This is a genomic window from Chryseobacterium ginsenosidimutans, assembly GCF_024807225.1.
Lineage (GTDB): Bacteria > Bacteroidota > Bacteroidia > Flavobacteriales > Weeksellaceae > Chryseobacterium > Chryseobacterium ginsenosidimutans.
Genome location: NZ_JANUCO010000001.1, coordinates 3,593,056 through 3,609,113, shown reverse-complemented (window position 1 = coordinate 3,609,113; position 16,058 = coordinate 3,593,056). Strand labels below are relative to the sequence as shown.

The window sequence follows — 16,058 nt, the reverse complement described above, 5'->3', positions numbered from 1 at the left end:
TCCCCAAAAAAATATTTATTATTTATTTTTCAACTCTATAAACTTCCTCATACGGCTGAATCAAAACCCATCCGCTTCCGGAAAACTTCATCTGAAATTCTTCACCGCTTCCTCTTCCGATTAAGCTTTTGAAGGAAACGTTGGTTTTCAGTTCTGGGCTTAGATTTCCCGACCAAGCTACGGTTGCATTCGGATCTGTGAAAACCGGATTTTCCGGAGTTACCAATAACGTCAAAGGATCTCCGTGAGTCGTGATAGCAATGTGACCGGTTCCTGATAATTTCACCTGAAACAATCCGCCGGACATCATTCCGGCAACGCTTTTTAGCATAGTGATGTCATTTTTAATGCTTTGTTCGTGAGCTAAAACATCATTTCCGTTTACACAGACAGATTCGTTGTTTAAGTGAAGAATACGCACTTTTTTCCCCGAATCGGCAACGTAGAGTTTTCCTGTTCCTTCGGCCTTCATTAATCTTGCGCCTTCACCACTGATTGCTTTTTTCAAAAGATTTCCTAATCCACCGGAAAGCATGCCCTGCTTTTCGAATTTTATACTTCCAATATAACCCACCATACTTCCGATTTTCGTCCATACAGATTGGTTATTAAGGTTGATTTCTAAAAGCTGGGGTTTCTCAAGTTCGAAATAATCTCTTTCTTGCGGGTTTTCTTTTGTTTCATTTACAAAAGCTTCGATCGAAAATTTACTCATAGTTTAGGTTTTTTTTAATGCGGCAAAATACAATTTTTTGCTTGCGAAAATTACCGTAATATCACGGTTTTTTTGTTTAATTTAAAATTAATTTAATATGAATGTAAATAATACTTGACAAAGGGGTCTCCGATGTCGTATATTTGCACTCCGAAAATTACATCTTGTAATTTCAATAATTTTTAAACCGTAATTTAAAAAATGAAAACATCAGATTTTAATTTTGATCTTCCTGAGGAATTATTAGCAGAACACCCATCGGAACATAGAGACGAAGCGAGATTAATGGTTTTGGACAGAAAAACACAAACCATCGAGCACAAATTGTTCAAAGATGTTGTTGATTATTTTGACGAGGAGGATTTGTTTATCTTTAATAACACTAAAGTTTTTCCTGCGCGTCTGTATGGAAACAAAGAGAAAACCGGTGCTAAAATTGAAGTTTTCCTTTTAAGAGAACTAGATAAAGAAACGAGAGTGTGGGATGTATTGGTAGATCCTGCAAGAAAAATAAGAATCGGTAACAAGTTATTCTTTACTGAAGATGAATCTTTGGTTGCAGAAGTTATCGACAACACGACTTCAAGAGGAAGAACGTTGAGATTTTTATTCGACGGTCCTTATGAAGAATTCAGATCCAAATTAAAAGAATTGGGAGAAACTCCTCTTCCAAAATATATCAAAAGAGCTGTAGAACCGGAAGATGCCGAAAGATATCAGACGATCTATGCTAAAGTGGAAGGAGCGGTTGCTGCACCTACTGCAGGTCTTCACTTCTCTAGACATTTAATGAAAAGATTGGAGATCAAAGGGATCAACTTCGCTGAAATTACCCTTCACGTTGGTTTAGGAACTTTCAACCCGATTGAAGTTGAAGATCTTTCTAAGCACAAAATGGAGTCTGAAGAAGTAGCTATTGACGTAAAAAATGCTGATATCATCAACAAAGCTGTAGACGAACACAGAAGAGTTTGTGCTGTCGGAACAACGACAATGAGAGCGTTGGAAACTTCTGTTTCTTCAAACAAAAAAATCTCAGAATTCCACGGATGGACAAACAAATTTATTTATCCGCCTCACGATTTCGGAGTTGCTAATACAATGATTACAAACTTCCACACACCAAAATCTACTCTAATGATGATGATTGCGGCGTTTGCAGGAAAAGACTTTTTAATGCATGCCTATGAAGAAGCCGTAAAAGAAAAGTATAAATTCTATTCTTACGGTGACGCAATGCTAATTTTATAATAAGTTGATTGTTGTTGGTTGTCAGCTGATAGTTTTGCACTGTTTTCTGACAACCGTCAACATTTAACGATGAACCATATGAAAGATATTCGTACTTTATCATTAGACCAGCTTAAAGACTATTTTTTGACTTTAGGGGAGAAGCCGTTTCGTGCGAAACAGGTTTACGACTGGCTGTGGAGTAAAAATCTCCATTCGATTGATGAAATGACAAATCTTTCGAAAGATCTTCGCGAAAAAATATCCGAAGAATATACCATTAATCCTGTTTCTGTCGATCAGCTTCAGAGAAGTACAGACGGAACCATCAAAAACGGAGTGAAACTTCACGACGGTTTATTGGTAGAATCTGTATTAATTCCTACAGAAACAAGAACCACCGCTTGTGTTTCTTCACAGGTTGGATGTTCATTAAACTGCGAATTCTGCGCTACAGCAAGACTCAAAAGAATGAGAAATCTTGAGGTTGCCGAGATCGTGGATCAGGTTGCTTTAATTGACAGCCAAAGTAAAATGTACTTCAACAGACCGCTTACCAATATCGTTTTTATGGGAATGGGAGAGCCGATGATGAATTATAAAAACGTGGTGGAAGCCATCAGAAAAATCACCCAGCCGGAAGGTTTAGGGATGTCACCAAGAAGAATTACTGTTTCTACATCAGGAATTCCAAAGATGATTAAAATGTTGGCAGATGATGAGCTGCGTGTGAAATTGGCACTGTCACTTCACTCCGCAATTGAATCTAAGCGTAACGAAATCATGCCTTTTTCCGATAAATTTCCGTTAACGGATATTATGGAAGCGCTGCAATACTGGTACAAAAAAACAGGTTCTGTCATCACTTTTGAATACTGTGTCTGGAAAGGTATCAACGACGGCGATGAAGATATTAAGGCTTTAATTAAATATTGTAAGCAGATTCCTTCTAAAGTTAATTTAATTCAATACAACCCGATTGGAGACGGAAAATACGACCAGTGCAACAAACAGGCGGAAGAAAATTATGTTCGTCAGCTTGAAAATGCAGGAATTACCGTGATGATCCGTAAAAGTAGAGGTGGAGATATTGATGCAGCTTGCGGTCAGTTAGCCAATAAAACAGTGGATTAAAATTTCCTTAAAAAAATCAAAATTTATTCTTAACGGTTTCTTAAAATCCTACATTTGTACTAAACTAGTGTACAATGATGGATTATTTTATGGGTGAAGACGGGCTGGAAAATGTCTACGCTTGGTCTATTCCTGTACATGCCACAGTTATTTTAGCCGAAATGATTTACAGTCATATTTCAGAGGCTAAATTGTATAACGGAAAAGACGTTGCGACAAGTATTTATCTTGCCTTAATGAACTTCGGACTGGATCTTGTCATGAAGGTTTTTGCAATGGGCGTGATGTTTTTCTTCTACAATCACCGTCTTTTTTCTTGGGATTTTACGGTTTGATATTGGCTGATCTGTTTTGTTATTACCGATTTTGCGTATTACGTTTTACACTATGTCGATCATCATTCAAGAGCGTTTTGGGCGGTTCATATTACGCATCATAATTCAGAATATTTCAATGTAACGACGGGTTTCAGAAGTCCGGTTTTACAGCCGCTTTACCGATATCTATACTTTTCTCCGTTGGCTTTTTTAGGTTTTGATCCTTGGCATATTATGGTGGTTTATGCGATCGGTCAGGTGTACGGAACTTGGGTTCATACACAGACTGTGAAAACGCTTGGGATTTTAGAATATATTTTGGTGACGCCTTCTCATCACCGTGTTCATCATGGTTGTAATATAAAATATCTCGACAGAAATATGGGAATGTGCTTGATTATTGGGATAAAATTTTCGGAACTTTTGAAAAAGAAGATCCAAACACCCCTGTAAAATATGGTATTTACCCTAAAATGCCCGACAATAAACCGGATACGGTTCTTTTCTACGAATGGCGGAAAATCTGGAAAGATGTTAAACAGCCCAATTTAAAATTCTCAGACAGAATCAATTATATTTTCAATTCTCCGGGATGGCGACACGATGGATTCGGGAAAACAGTGAAGCAATATCAAAAAGAACATTTGGAAAGACAGACTAGAAAGCAGAAACAGAAGCAATCAGCTTGATTTTTTTCTAAATATAAACGGCAGAATAATTTTATTAAAAATTTTATATAACCCGATATTAATTATCAATAGGAGCGGACTTTAGTCCGCTTTTTTTATGTAATGTTGTCAATTGGCTTTAGCCAAAATTTAAATTAACATATTTATTCATGAAAATTAGTGTAAAGATTAGTGCTATTTGTGTTTAAATAAAAACCTTAATTTTGCCTTATGAAAAAGTTTTTCCTGACAATAACAATCCTTATTTCCACCTTTTCATTTTCGCAAAAGACAGATTTTCTCAAGATTAGAAAGTACAGAATCACTTATTTAGACGAAAAAATAAAAGAAACTTCCGGGTTGAGTTTTTTGAACGGAAAACTATACACTTTCAACGACAGCGGAAATTCACCCGAACTTTTTGAATTGGATAAAACGACAGGAGAAATTATCAATATTGTAAAAGTTAATGGGAAAAATAAAGATTGGGAAGCCTTAACCAATGACGGAAACAATTTCTACATTGGAGATTTTGGAAATAATGGAGGAACGAGGAGAGACTTAGAGATTTATAAAGTTCCTTTTGAAACTCATTCATTAAAAAACGATTCTGTTAGATTAATTTCCTTTGAATATCCAGAACAAACGGAATTTATTCCAAAATATTTATCAACCGATTTTGATGCGGAAGCGATGATTTATTTACATGGAAAAATTCATCTTTTTACGAAAGAATGGTCGTCAAAATCCACAACACATTATACTATTGATCCGGAAATTTCGGAAAAACAAAAAGCCGGAAAAGTAGAATCTTTTAAAACAAATTATGTGGTCACAGATGCTTCTTATTTCAACAAAAAGCTATATTTAATAGGCTATACAAAGAAAACTGAAGTCTATTTGGATGTCTTTAATGAAACCGAATCCGGAATCTTTTTTAAAGAAAAACCTAAACATTATTATCTCGGAAGTGCTTTATCCATAGGACAAATTGAAGGTATCGCCGTCGATGAAACAGGAATTTATATTTCCGGAGAAAAATTTCATTCTCCGTTGGGTGGTGCAAAACAGAGTTTTTATTTTATCCCAAAAGATAAACTCAAAGATTAATTTCTCTTAAAATTGACTGAAAAAAATTATCTTTGTGATAATTAATAATATTTACCATCATTCGTAGATTGTGGCAAACACTGTAGAAGAAATCAAGCGACCCATCAATGAGGAAATGAAACTTTTCGAACAAAAGTTTTACGAATCGATGCAGAGCAAAGTGCCTTTATTAGACAAGGTTACTCGTTTTATCGTTACGACAAAAGGGAAGCAGATGCGTCCTATGTTTGTGTTTCTTTGTGCGAAATTAATCGGGGATGTCAACGAAAAAACCTATCGCGGAGCTTCCATGATCGAATTGATTCACACGGCGACCTTGGTTCATGATGATGTGGTGGATGAAAGTTTTAAGCGTCGTAATTTCTTTTCAATCAACGCATTGTGGAAAAATAAAATTGCAGTTTTGGTAGGCGATTTCTTGTTGTCGAAAGCTGTATTATTATCTACAGACCATAAAGATTACGATTTACTTGCAGTTATTTCAAGAACCATCAGAGAAATGTCTGAGGGAGAGCTTCTTCAGTTGGAAAAAGCCAGAAAGCTGGATATTACAGAAGATGTTTATTATGAAATTATCCGCCAGAAAACAGCCACATTAATTGCTGCCTGTTGCGAAATAGGAGCTTTGTCTAACGATGCAGATGAAGCTTTAGCTAAAAAAATGATGGAGTTTGGAAACTTACACCGGAATGGCTTTTCAGATTAAAGATGATCTTTTTGATTATTTAACTTCAAACGTGATCGGAAAACCTGTCGGAATTGATATTAAAGAGCAGAAAATGACGCTGCCATTAATTCATACCTTAAAAATTGCCAACGAAAAGGATAAGAAATATTATTTTAACACGATCAAGCGTTATAATAATGATCAGAAACGTGTAAAAGAGCTAATTAATTTTGTTAAAAGTTCAGGAGGCTTGGAATATGCCATTACAATGATGAAAGATTTCCAACAAAAAGCAAAAGATATTCTGAATGAATTTCCTGATTCTGAGCCTAAAAAATCTTTATTAATTATGCTGGATTACGTGATTGAAAGAAAATTCTAAAAATTAAATAACTTTCATTGTTACAATAATAACAGCTAAAACAATGCAAAATAAAGCGATTAAAAATAAATAATCCGCAATATTCTCAAACTTATCCGAACGCTTTTCATTCTTCGATCTTATCGCCAAAAACGAAAAGAAACAACTGAATGTGAAAAACAGACATGCAATTCCTGCAAACTCGTCTAAATGTGTACTCTGACTCATCTTAGAGATCTTTAATGAAGTGATAATCACCAAAGAAAACCCAAGTAAATTACTTGAAGCATTAAGAATATGGGTTGATTTTTTTTCCATCAGTTACAAATTTATTCTAAGATAAACACTATTTCTTTTATTATCAAATTTTTAAAAAAGATTATTAAAAATTAAAATTAATTTAAAAAGTGTATATTAGCAAAATACTTCGAAAACTAAAAATTTTTTATATTGGCTATGCAAACAACCTATATTGAAACTCAGCAGATTTCCTTTCAAGATTTTAAAAATCAGATACTTGAAGATTATAAATTAGGAAGAATCTCTCGTGAAATGTCTTATTTGGGCAGAAGAGAAGTTCTGACGGGAAAAGCTAAATTTGGTATTTTTGGGGATGGTAAAGAGCTTCCTCAGCTTGCAATGGCGAAAGTTTTCAAAAATGGAGACTTCCGTTCAGGATATTACAGAGATCAGACTTTTGCATTGGCAGTAGATGCGCTATCTGTTGAAAGTTTCTTTGCTCAGTTGTATGCAGATACAAGTGTTGAAAGAGAGCCTGCATCGGCAGGAAGACAGATGAACGGTCACTTCGCTACAAGAAGTTTGAATGAAGACGGAAGTTGGAAAGACTTAACAGCTCAAAAAAATATTTCTTCTGATATTTCTCCTACAGCAGGGCAAATGCCAAGATTGCTAGGATTGGCGCAGGCTTCAAAAATATATAAAACCGTAAAATTCGACGGTTCCGAAAAATTCTCAAAAGAAGGGAACGAAGTTGCTTTTGGAACAATTGGCGACGCTTCTACAGCAGAAGGTCATTTCTGGGAAACGCTGAATGCTGCTTGTGCGCTTCAGGTTCCGATGATTGTTTCGATTTGGGATGACGGTTACGGAATTTCAGTTCCTACAAAAAATCAGAGAGCAAAAGCTGACATTGCTGAAATGTTAAGCGGTTTCCAAAGAAAAGAAGGTGAAAATCAAGGTTGTGAGATCATTCAGGTGAAAGCTTGGGATTATCCTTCATTGTTGGATGCTTACGCAAGAGCAGAGCAGTTTGCAAGAATGGAAAGCGTGCCTGTGGTAGTTCATGTGATTGAAGTGACGCAGCCTCAAGGTCACTCGACTTCGGGTTCTCACGAGAGATATAAAAATGAAGACCGTTTGGCTTGGGAATCTCAGTTTGACGGATTGGTAAAATTCAGAGAATGGATTTTGAATTATTCAATCGAAATTGAAGGTAAGGAAGAAATTATCGCAAGTACAGAAGAATTAGATTCAATCGATGAAGAAGCTAAAAAGCATGTAAAAGCGGGGCAGAAATATGCTTGGGAAAGCTACCAAAAAACAATTACAGATTTAATCGGTTCAGTGTTGCCTTTTGTTGAAAATTTGAAAGGACAAAATACTGAAATTGAGAATTATATCAATCAATTCAATAAATTAGTTTCAAAAGCGAAGAAAGATGTTTTCCATTTGGTAAGAAAATCTTTATTGGCGACGAGAGGAACAAATTCTGCAGAAAGAAACCAGTTGATGCAGAAATACAATGAGATTTTTGAGGTTGAAAAAGACAATTATTCTTCTCATTTATACTCTCAGTCTCAGTGGAAAGCTGAAAACGTAAAAGAAATCAAGCCAATCTATTCTGACAATTCTGAAGATGTTGACGGAAGAGTAGTGGTAAGAAATAATTTCGATAAAATTTTCGAAAAATATCCTGAAACTTTGGTCTTTGGTGAAGATGCCGGAAATATCGGTGACGTAAACCAAGGTCTTGAAGGAATGCAGGAAAAATACGGTGACGTTCGTGTTGCCGATACAGGAATCCGTGAAGCTACGATTTTAGGTCAAGGTATTGGTATGGCGATGAGAGGTTTGAGACCGATCGCTGAAATCCAGTATTTAGACTATATTTTGTACTGTTTACAAGGAATGAGCGATGATTTGGCGACGGTTCAGTACAGAACAAAAGGTGGTCAGAAATCACCTGTAATCATCAGAACAAGAGGTCACAGACTAGAAGGAGTTTGGCATTCAGGTTCTCCAATGGCGGGAATTTTGAACCTTTCAAAAGGTATTTTGGTATTAGTTCCAAGAAACTTAACGAAAGCTGCCGGATTCTACAACACGATGCTTAAAAGTGACGATCCTGCGGTAATTGTTGAATGTCTTAACGGATACAGATTAAAGGAAAAACAACCTGATAACTTAGGTGAATTCACTGTTCCTGTAGGAAAAATTGAAGTTACAAAAGAAGGAAAAGATGTGACGTTAGTAACCTACGGTTCGACTTGGAGAGTTGTAATGGAAGCAGCAGAAGAACTTGAAAAATTAGGGATTTCTGCGGAAGTTATTGATGTTCAGTCATTAATTCCTTTTGATTTAACAAATGAAATTGCCGAAAGTGTGAAGAGAACCAACAGATTGGTCGTGATCGACGAAGATGTGGAAGGTGGAACTTCAGCGTTTATTCTTCAGCAGATTTTAGAAAAGCAAAAGGCTTTTAGATTCTTAGATTCTGATCCATTGACGATCGCTGCAAACGACCACAGACCTGCCTATGCAAGTGATGGAGATTATTTCAGTAAGCCATCTTCTGATGATATGGTTGAAAGAATTTATGCTCTATTTAATGAAACAAATCCTCAGAAATATCCGGCGATATTTTAATTGGGATTTTAAAATAAATTTTGAAACCGCTTTCTTTTTTGGAGGGCGGTTTTTTGTTTCTGAATTTGTAAATTTGAGTTTTGATGATAATTTCAAAAAACTCTTTAATATGAAAATCACCAAACTAGTAATCCTCTTCAATTATCAAAAAATAGTACTCGGACTCATCGTTTCAGTTCTTCTTTTTGGATTGTCATTTTGGATGCGCTCAGATCCTCTCATTTTACTATTAAGAATTGTAAGCGGTCTTATTGTTTTAAATATAATCGCTTCACTTGTTGCATCTTATATTCTCTATGATAACTCGGATTTATATGAATTAAATAATGTAAAAGGATTAATAAATTGGGATAAAACTAAAAATGCAATTCTCGTTCATGCAAGTTTTGATCCTCTATCACAACGATTGGAACAAAAATATCCGAATTTAAATTTGACAGTTTGTGACATTTTCGAAAACAGACACGAACAAGAAAAAGGAATTGAAACTTCGAAAAGAATCTTCCCGCCAAATCCCAAAGAAATAAAGATTTCACCCAACAAATTACTTTTTGAAGATCAGTCTCAGGAAGTTATTCTTGCGGTAACTTCTCTCCACGAAATTTTGGATCATGAACAGAGAGTTTTGTTTTTCAAAGAAGCAAAAAGAATTTTGAAAAATGAAGGTATAATCATTGTTTCAGAACAGTTCAGAGACTTGACTAATTTTATTTTCTTTAATATCGGAGCTTTTCATTTTTTAAGTCAAAAGCAATGGAAGAAAGCTATTGCTGGTGCGGGTTTGAAGATTGTTGAGAATAAGAAAATTACTCCGTTTGCGAATATGTTGGTTGTGAGAAAGTAGGATTTGTGAAATAAACCTACTGGATTTTAATTTAACTTGAGATAGATTTTAGTCAGATTCTTTTGAATACTTTTTACGAGAGAGATAATATTTGTAGTTTTGATTTAAATAAAAAATTATAACATGATAATTATTACATTAGCGTTTATAGCAATTATTACATCTGTGGTATTATTGAGAACGAGAAATGATGGTAAATATGAAGTTAAATTATCAGATGTAACAATTGCTGTAATTCCAATTTTCTTATACCTTATAATAACTGGGCAAGTTCTTGAGTTTGGTTTAGGTGATTTAAAAATTAAAATTAAAGAAGCTTATCAAAAAACTATATCTAAAGAAGTATCATCTCTAGTCGTAGGGGAAGATCTAATTGCTGTAGGTGTTGATTGTACTTACGCTCATGAAAATGAAATACTAAATGAAAATACTTTTCCTTCTTATCTCCCATTTAAATTTATTTTAATTCAAGAAAATTGCGAGGATGATAAAAATGGAAATAGTAGTCCTAGATTTTGGGGGATTTTACCAGTTGATGATTATAAAGAAAATTTTTTAAATTCGAATAGTAAGATGAATAGTACATTTTTTATGGAAAGAGTTAAGATAAAAGACAATGAAGATTTCAAACAACTTATTCCAAATTTCGTTACAATAGATAATGCAATTAATCTTAAGACTGATAAATTGACAGCACTTAAAAAGATGGAAAAACTTAAAATTGAGTATCTTCCAGTGATAAATGAGAAAAAAGAATTTATTGGTATTGTTGAAAGATCAAGATTAAATTCTAGTTTTTTAATTGATGTAGGTGACGCCGTAAAATAATTTTAATAAAACACTGTCAAACAACGACAGCCTTTTTTATTTTCTTCTCCTCCAAAAGAGTTTTACAATCCTTCTCTTTCTCAGGATCATAAACATGATATTTCGTTTCCCATTCTTCCAACTGATATAAAATAGGCAACAAGGCCAATCCTTTTTCTGTCAACGAATATTCAACTCTTGGAGGAAGTTCTTTAAATTCTTGTCGGATCACCAATCCATCCGCTTCCATTTCTCTCAATTGGTCGGTCAATACTTTTCTGGAAATTACATGAATACGTACAGCAAGCTCTCCAAAACGTAATTTTCGGTCTTTGATAACCAATACAATAATCGGTTTCCACTTGCTTCCCAAGGCAGACATTGCTTTACCTAAAGGACAGCTGTATTGCATTAATTCACTTTTTTTCATATGTTACTTTTAAGTTACTAATGTAAGTTACTACAAAGTTACCACTTTTTTTCTTCATAAGATACAAATACGAACTATTATTAGTTACTTTGTGTAACAATTGTAAAATATAATTTTAAAGATGAGTACAGAATCATTATTTAAACCTTTTAAATATAAAAATTTAGAGCTTAAAAATAGAATCGTAATGGCACCGATGACCAGAGCACAATCTGACAACGGAGTTCCTACACAAAATATTACAGAGTATTATGCAAGAAGAGCCGCTTCTGAAGTTGGATTAATTCTTTCTGAAGGAACGGTAATCAACAGACCGGGATCGAAGAATATGCAGAATATTCCTGATTTCTACGGAACAGAAGCATTGAACGGCTGGAAAAACGTAATCGACGCTGTTCATGAAAATGGCGGAAAAATGGGGCCTCAAATCTGGCATGTTGGAGATACGAGAAGTTCAGCAGATTATCCGTTGGTTGATATGGAAAAGGCTTCTACAATGACATTAGAAGATATTCAGGATACGATTGCACAGTTTGCGGCTTCTGCAAAATCTGCGAAAGATTTAGGATTTGATGTTGTTGAAATTCATGGAGCTCATGGGTATTTAATTGACCAGTTTTTCTGGGAAGTTACCAATACAAGAACCGATGAATACGGCGGAAAAACGATAAAAGAAAGAAGTAAATTCGCGGTTGATGTTGTAAAAGCAATCAGAGCTGCGGTTGGTGAAGATTTCACAATTATTATCCGTCTTTCTCAATGGAAACAGCAGGATTATAAATCAAGATTAGCAAATACACCGGAAGAAATGGAAGAGTGGTTAATGCCATTAAAAGATGCGGGAGTTGATATTTTCCACTGTTCGCAAAGACGTTTCTGGGAAGCAGAATTTGATGGTTCTGATCTTAATTTTGCAGGTTGGGCTAAAAAAATTACAGGGCAACCAACAATCACAGTAGGTTCTGTAGGTCTTGAAGGAGATTTTATGGGAGCATTTGCAGGACAGGGAACTGAAAAAGCAGACTTAACAGAAACTAACGAAAAGACTGGAAAGAGGAGATTTCGATTTAGTTGCTGTCGGTCGTGCATTATTGCAGGATCCGGAATGGGTAACGAAGATTAAAGAAGGAAAAACAGAAGAACTTCTTGATTTTTCAGCGGAAAGTTTGGGAGTGCTTTATTAAAAAGAGAAATTGTGAATTGTTAATAGATAATTTGTTTTTGCTGTCAATTTGTATTTTACAACTTTTCTAAATTGACACTTGACTATTCACTGCTAAAGCAAGTTTATTGTTAACGGTTCACATTATTTTATAAATTTTACCTATTCAATTATTTTAAACGAAACCGCTTCAGGATATTATCTTGAAGCGGTTTTTTAATTATGATTAATTTTAACCATTAAGGTTTCCATCAAGTTTGTCATCCTGGGTATCTAAGCGCGAATGTTTCCAAGCTATTCTCTAATACTCTGTTTAGATTCCTACGGAATAACAGAGTTTGTGTAGATTATTGTGTGAAATTTAAACATTATAAAAAACAAAACCGTTCCCAAAGAATGAAAACGGTTTTTAACAGATTTAAATATCTAAAATTGTCATATTCTAATGACAAGAGTGATGCATTTTTATAAACCAATATTTTTCGTTGGCTTCAATTGTCTTTTAATGCTTTTTGGTAGCGCACTTTTGTGAATTAAAATAGCAGTCGATTTGTATTCAACATAAGGTCTTGACACATAAAGATAACCTTCGAAATCATTCGTCACACCCCAAGAATTCTTCACCATATAATATTCTTTTCCAGATTGATCTTTTGCCAATCCTACGATGTGCATTCCGTGATCATCCGTTGTAGAAAGGTTATTCAAAGCTTTTTGACGCATATCTTCGTTGATTGCTTTATCTTTTTTCGGCTCTGTGAATAGAGTTCCTTTGTTTTCCGCAGTGATCTGATCCAAATCTACATCCGGAACATAGGCAACTCCGTTTTTATAAGAGAAATAAGGCTCAGAAACATCAGTCGCCCAACCTACAGAATATCCTTTATTTACAGCGTTATCGATAATTGCTGTTAAATCTTTCATCGGTACATTCCAGTCAGAATCGTGAGTCCAGTTATCAGGAATCGGAACTACGAATTTCTGATAATAAGGATAATCTTTGTAAGAAGAAATTTCCACATAATCTTCCGGATTGATGCCTACAACTTCCTTAGCAAAAGTCTGAGGAGTGTAATTTTTCCCTTCGTATGTAAAGTTGGCAGGAACTTTTCCTAAATATTGATCTAAAATCGCATCAACAGAAGACATCCAGTTGTCAGTCAGTTTTCCTTTTGTTGCAGCCTGAACCAAGCTGTCTAAAATCGGCTTCAATTTACCCTGCATTTCAGAGAAATTATTCAAAGTCTGTCCGGATTTTAATCCTGTATAAACATCTTGAGGAACGGCACCGTATTTTTTGTACATGTTAACAACGTCGTGCAATTCACCCCCGTCTCCCCAACTGATCGCTCCGTTATTGAGAACATATAATTTTGCTTTATCGTGATAAGAATTTCTTGCAGTAAAGATTTCTGCCAAATCAACAGGCTTTTTACCCATTCTCTGCATTTCAGATTCAAGGAAAGAATTCCCCGAATAACTCCAGCAAGTTCCCGAAGAACCTTGGTTTTTCACAGAAGTTGCACCAACATCTTTCAACGTTGTGAACTGAAAATTAGCATTTTGAGACTGATTGTTCTTTAACTTGTTGATTAAGTCATCCTGAGCAAACATCATACTTCCTGCAGACAAAACAAAAAGTAATGACGCAATTTTGGTATTTTTCATTACTATAAAAAGATTATTTATATGAATAGTCGTTCATATTACAGATTCGTTACAAAGGGAAAGGTTAAATTTAATATTGATCTTTTTCATGAAAAGGTGCAAGACATTAAGAAATTTGAGATATTAAATAAAGAAAATGAATTAATTAAATATTTGCTTGAAAGATATTTTTATATAATTAAATTATTGAAAATCAATACAAAACAGTCTTAATTATTTTAACTTTCTTTGTTGTATTCAATATTTTTTATTAATTTTTAAAAAAAGTTTAAAATGTTTCCAACCTGTTTGAAGTTTTTTGCATCTATACTAGTATAAAGCCTGATTATGGAACGAGAGCTACTAATAGAATGTCAACGGAACGACCGCAATGCGCAGCGGAAAGTCTACGAAAAGATGGCGGGAAAACTGTACTCGGTTTGCAAACGTTATCTGAAAAATGACGAAGATATCGAGGAAGTTTTGGCGGACAGTTTTTATAAAATTTTTACAAAAATGAGTCAGCTTCAGAATCCGGATATTTTTGAAGCATGGGCGAGAAAAATCGCTGTGAATGAATGTTTACAGAAATTGAGATCAACTAAAGAACTGCATATTTCTTTAGAAGAAGATCATGTCATTTATTCTGATTCTACCATGGAAAATGCCTCGTTTGAAAAAGATATTTTAAATCTGCTAAATTTTCTTCCCGAAGGTTGCAGAGCTATTTTTAATCTTTTTGCGATTGAAGGTTATCCTCACAAAGAAATCGCGACGATGCTTTCTATCAGTGAAGGAACATCAAAATCTCAACTCAATTTTGCAAGAAAAAAACTTCAGGAACTTTTGATTCATCAAAACATTTAAACTTTTACAACAATGGAAAATAATAATATAGATAAAACTTTCAACGAGGCTTCTAAGACTTTAGAAGAACCTGCGACTTTTCCTGGGTTTGATAAAGTTTGGGCGAATGTTGAGGAAAGATTAGATAAAAAAGAAGAGAAAAAAAGTAGAATTATCCCAATGTGGCTTCCGTACGGAATTGCAGCAAGTTTATTGATCGGTTCAGGAATTTTTTACTTTACTAATAAAAAAGAAAACGCTGAAATTACAAAACCGGTACTTGCTCAAAACACCGTAATTCCTCAAAAAAATATAGCAACTGTTGTTCCCGAACATATTCAAAAGGTTGACAGTATGATAAAAGCAAATATTCAAAATGATATTTTGCCATTACCTCCTACAGCAATTGCTTATCAATCGGCTTCGTCTGTTTATATAGCACCTCCATTATCTTCTCCGGTTTATTCAGCGCCACAAGAAGTTTCTCATGAAGATGCTGCACCTGCATTGTCGGATAAAATCGGAGATACTTTAAGAATGAAAAATATAGAAGAAGTGATTGCAATGGGCATCAAAAAGGAAAAATCTTCTATGGTGAATGCTCTTGCTTCGTCTACCAGAAAGAAAATGTCTGACTTAAACGCGGTCGCAGATACAGCGGAAGTAGCCTATCCAAATAGTCCTTTTGATCTTAAAGAACAAACGCAGGAACCCTCGATTCTGGCTTACAATAAAGGATATTTGAAAACCAATCAACCGGTTGCCATGAATTCAGGATACGGAAACAGAATTGGTAGTAAAACAGAGGTCAATACAATACTAAGAGGTATTTCCGGTGTAAATATCAACTCGATTTCCGGAACGCCGGGTTCAGGAAAAGTGGATATTTCGATCAGTTGTCAAGGTTCTTTGATGCCGAATACCAATCCGTTATATATTATTAACGGGATTTCCAGCAACGCGGAAGCATTTAAAAACTTAGACCCTAAAAAAATAGTGGCAATGAGAGTTTTTAAAGGTGAGAAAGCAGTTGCCCTTTTTGGAAACAAGGCTTTAAACGGAGCTATTTTAATTGAAACAAAAGATATTTCCAAAAAAGAGAAAAGAGAATTGAAAAAACTTCTCAAAGATGATGTACCCAAAAAGTAATTCCTAATCTTTAAAATTAATAACCATTCTATATAAATCTGAAAAAAGAAATTTCTTCGGAGGCTTCTTTTTTCGCCTTTTT

At 34.7% G+C, this 16,058-nt stretch carries 15 protein-coding genes and 2 pseudogenes; 13 read left to right on the top strand and 4 right to left on the bottom strand.

Going from position 1 to position 16,058, the window contains the following annotated elements; translation table 11 throughout:
* Positions 1–22: 22 nt before the first annotated feature.
* Positions 23–715, bottom strand: coding sequence for an AIM24 family protein (locus J3D55_RS16830; RefSeq protein ID WP_259132644.1), 693 nt, complete (start codon positions 713–715; stop codon positions 23–25).
* Between the two features lie 201 nt (positions 716–916).
* Here J3D55_RS16830 and queA point away from each other — a divergent pair, with 201 nt between their 5' ends.
* The 7 genes and pseudogenes from queA to J3D55_RS16805 all read left to right on the top strand — a co-directional run bounded on the left by queA (position 917) and on the right by J3D55_RS16805 (position 6,223).
* A complete protein-coding gene (gene queA / locus J3D55_RS16825) occupies positions 917–1,966 on the top strand; it encodes a tRNA preQ1(34) S-adenosylmethionine ribosyltransferase-isomerase QueA (protein WP_259132643.1) in 1,050 nt (349 codons plus the stop codon).
* Between the two features lie 78 nt (positions 1,967–2,044).
* On the top strand, positions 2,045–3,079 hold the full coding sequence (gene rlmN / locus J3D55_RS16820; protein ID WP_259135126.1) for a dual-specificity RNA methyltransferase RlmN: 1,035 nt from the start codon (positions 2,045–2,047) through the stop codon (positions 3,077–3,079).
* A 74-nt stretch (positions 3,080–3,153) separates the two neighbouring features.
* Positions 3,154–3,414 carry a hypothetical protein gene (locus tag J3D55_RS22385; protein ID WP_310467193.1) on the top strand — a complete coding sequence of 87 codons (261 nt, stop codon included), beginning with the start codon at positions 3,154–3,156 and terminating at the stop codon, positions 3,412–3,414.
* 6 nt (positions 3,415–3,420) lie between these two features.
* Positions 3,421–3,849 carry a sterol desaturase family protein gene (locus tag J3D55_RS22380; RefSeq protein ID WP_310467509.1) on the top strand — a complete coding sequence of 143 codons (429 nt, stop codon included), beginning with the start codon at positions 3,421–3,423 and terminating at the stop codon, positions 3,847–3,849.
* Positions 3,786–4,085 carry a hypothetical protein gene (locus tag J3D55_RS22375; RefSeq protein WP_310467190.1) on the top strand — a complete coding sequence of 100 codons (300 nt, stop codon included), beginning with the start codon at positions 3,786–3,788 and terminating at the stop codon, positions 4,083–4,085. Before J3D55_RS22380 ends, J3D55_RS22375 begins: the two co-directional genes overlap by 64 nt.
* A gap of 210 nt (positions 4,086–4,295) precedes the next feature.
* Positions 4,296–5,174 (top strand): YjiK family protein, encoded by an 879-nt coding sequence (locus J3D55_RS16810; RefSeq protein WP_259132642.1) that lies wholly within the window; start codon positions 4,296–4,298, stop codon positions 5,172–5,174.
* Positions 5,175–5,244: 70 nt separating this feature from the next.
* Positions 5,245–6,223: pseudogene (locus J3D55_RS16805) on the top strand (polyprenyl synthetase family protein).
* A 3-nt stretch (positions 6,224–6,226) separates the two neighbouring features.
* On the opposite strand, the gene J3D55_RS16800 reads toward J3D55_RS16805, so the two are convergent.
* Positions 6,227–6,520 (bottom strand): hypothetical protein, encoded by a 294-nt coding sequence (locus J3D55_RS16800; RefSeq protein ID WP_259132641.1) that lies wholly within the window; start codon positions 6,518–6,520, stop codon positions 6,227–6,229.
* Between the two features lie 138 nt (positions 6,521–6,658).
* Between J3D55_RS16800 and J3D55_RS16795 the strand changes: the two genes are divergently transcribed.
* From J3D55_RS16795 to J3D55_RS16785, 3 genes are all read left to right on the top strand, one after another.
* The gene (locus J3D55_RS16795) at positions 6,659–9,091 is read left to right on the top strand and encodes an alpha-ketoacid dehydrogenase subunit alpha/beta (RefSeq protein WP_259132640.1); all 2,433 of its coding nucleotides are present in this window, start codon (positions 6,659–6,661) and stop codon (positions 9,089–9,091) included.
* A gap of 109 nt (positions 9,092–9,200) precedes the next feature.
* Positions 9,201–9,935 (top strand): methyltransferase domain-containing protein, encoded by a 735-nt coding sequence (locus J3D55_RS16790; RefSeq protein WP_259132639.1) that lies wholly within the window; start codon positions 9,201–9,203, stop codon positions 9,933–9,935.
* A gap of 123 nt (positions 9,936–10,058) precedes the next feature.
* Complete coding sequence (locus J3D55_RS16785) at positions 10,059–10,763, top strand: CBS domain-containing protein (RefSeq protein WP_259132638.1); 705 nt, start codon at positions 10,059–10,061, stop codon at positions 10,761–10,763.
* 16 nt (positions 10,764–10,779) lie between these two features.
* On the opposite strand, the gene J3D55_RS16780 is transcribed toward J3D55_RS16785, so the two are convergent.
* Positions 10,780–11,172, bottom strand: a complete 393-nt coding sequence (locus tag J3D55_RS16780; RefSeq protein WP_259132637.1) for a winged helix-turn-helix transcriptional regulator — start codon at positions 11,170–11,172, stop codon at positions 10,780–10,782.
* Positions 11,173–11,293: 121 nt separating this feature from the next.
* Between J3D55_RS16780 and J3D55_RS16775 the strand changes: the two are divergent.
* Positions 11,294–12,356 (top strand): annotated as a pseudogene (locus J3D55_RS16775) (NADH:flavin oxidoreductase).
* 443 nt (positions 12,357–12,799) lie between these two features.
* Here J3D55_RS16775 and J3D55_RS16770 read toward each other — a convergent pair.
* Positions 12,800–14,002, bottom strand: coding sequence for a C1 family peptidase (locus J3D55_RS16770; RefSeq protein WP_259132635.1), 1,203 nt, complete (start codon positions 14,000–14,002; stop codon positions 12,800–12,802).
* Between the two features lie 327 nt (positions 14,003–14,329).
* Here J3D55_RS16770 and J3D55_RS16765 point away from each other — a divergent pair, with 327 nt between their 5' ends.
* Together J3D55_RS16765 and J3D55_RS16760 are read left to right on the top strand one after the other, a co-directional pair.
* On the top strand, positions 14,330–14,848 hold the full coding sequence (locus J3D55_RS16765; RefSeq protein WP_259132634.1) for an RNA polymerase sigma factor: 519 nt from the start codon (positions 14,330–14,332) through the stop codon (positions 14,846–14,848).
* A gap of 12 nt (positions 14,849–14,860) precedes the next feature.
* Entirely contained in the window at positions 14,861–15,976 is a 1,116-nt protein-coding gene (locus tag J3D55_RS16760; RefSeq protein WP_259132633.1) for a TonB-dependent receptor, read from the top strand.
* The last annotated feature ends 82 nt before the right edge of the window (positions 15,977–16,058 follow it).

Excerpts from the sequence above, each read along its gene's own strand:
- J3D55_RS16830 (WP_259132644.1), bottom strand. The coding sequence starts at position 715 with ATGAGTAAATTTTCGATCGAAGCTTTTGTAAATGAAACAAAAGAAAAC.
- queA (WP_259132643.1), top strand. The coding sequence starts at position 917 with ATGAAAACATCAGATTTTAATTTTGATCTTCCTGAGGAATTATTAGCA.
- rlmN (WP_259135126.1), top strand. The coding sequence starts at position 2,045 with ATGAAAGATATTCGTACTTTATCATTAGACCAGCTTAAAGACTATTTT.
- J3D55_RS22385 (WP_310467193.1), top strand. The coding sequence starts at position 3,154 with ATGATGGATTATTTTATGGGTGAAGACGGGCTGGAAAATGTCTACGCT.
- J3D55_RS16810 (WP_259132642.1), top strand. The coding sequence starts at position 4,296 with ATGAAAAAGTTTTTCCTGACAATAACAATCCTTATTTCCACCTTTTCA.
- J3D55_RS16800 (WP_259132641.1), bottom strand. The coding sequence starts at position 6,520 with ATGGAAAAAAAATCAACCCATATTCTTAATGCTTCAAGTAATTTACTT.
- J3D55_RS16795 (WP_259132640.1), top strand. The coding sequence starts at position 6,659 with ATGCAAACAACCTATATTGAAACTCAGCAGATTTCCTTTCAAGATTTT.
- J3D55_RS16790 (WP_259132639.1), top strand. The coding sequence starts at position 9,201 with ATGAAAATCACCAAACTAGTAATCCTCTTCAATTATCAAAAAATAGTA.
- J3D55_RS16785 (WP_259132638.1), top strand. The coding sequence starts at position 10,059 with ATGATAATTATTACATTAGCGTTTATAGCAATTATTACATCTGTGGTA.
- J3D55_RS16780 (WP_259132637.1), bottom strand. The coding sequence starts at position 11,172 with ATGAAAAAAAGTGAATTAATGCAATACAGCTGTCCTTTAGGTAAAGCA.
- J3D55_RS16770 (WP_259132635.1), bottom strand. The coding sequence starts at position 14,002 with ATGAAAAATACCAAAATTGCGTCATTACTTTTTGTTTTGTCTGCAGGA.
- J3D55_RS16765 (WP_259132634.1), top strand. The coding sequence starts at position 14,330 with ATGGAACGAGAGCTACTAATAGAATGTCAACGGAACGACCGCAATGCG.
- J3D55_RS16760 (WP_259132633.1), top strand. The coding sequence starts at position 14,861 with ATGGAAAATAATAATATAGATAAAACTTTCAACGAGGCTTCTAAGACT.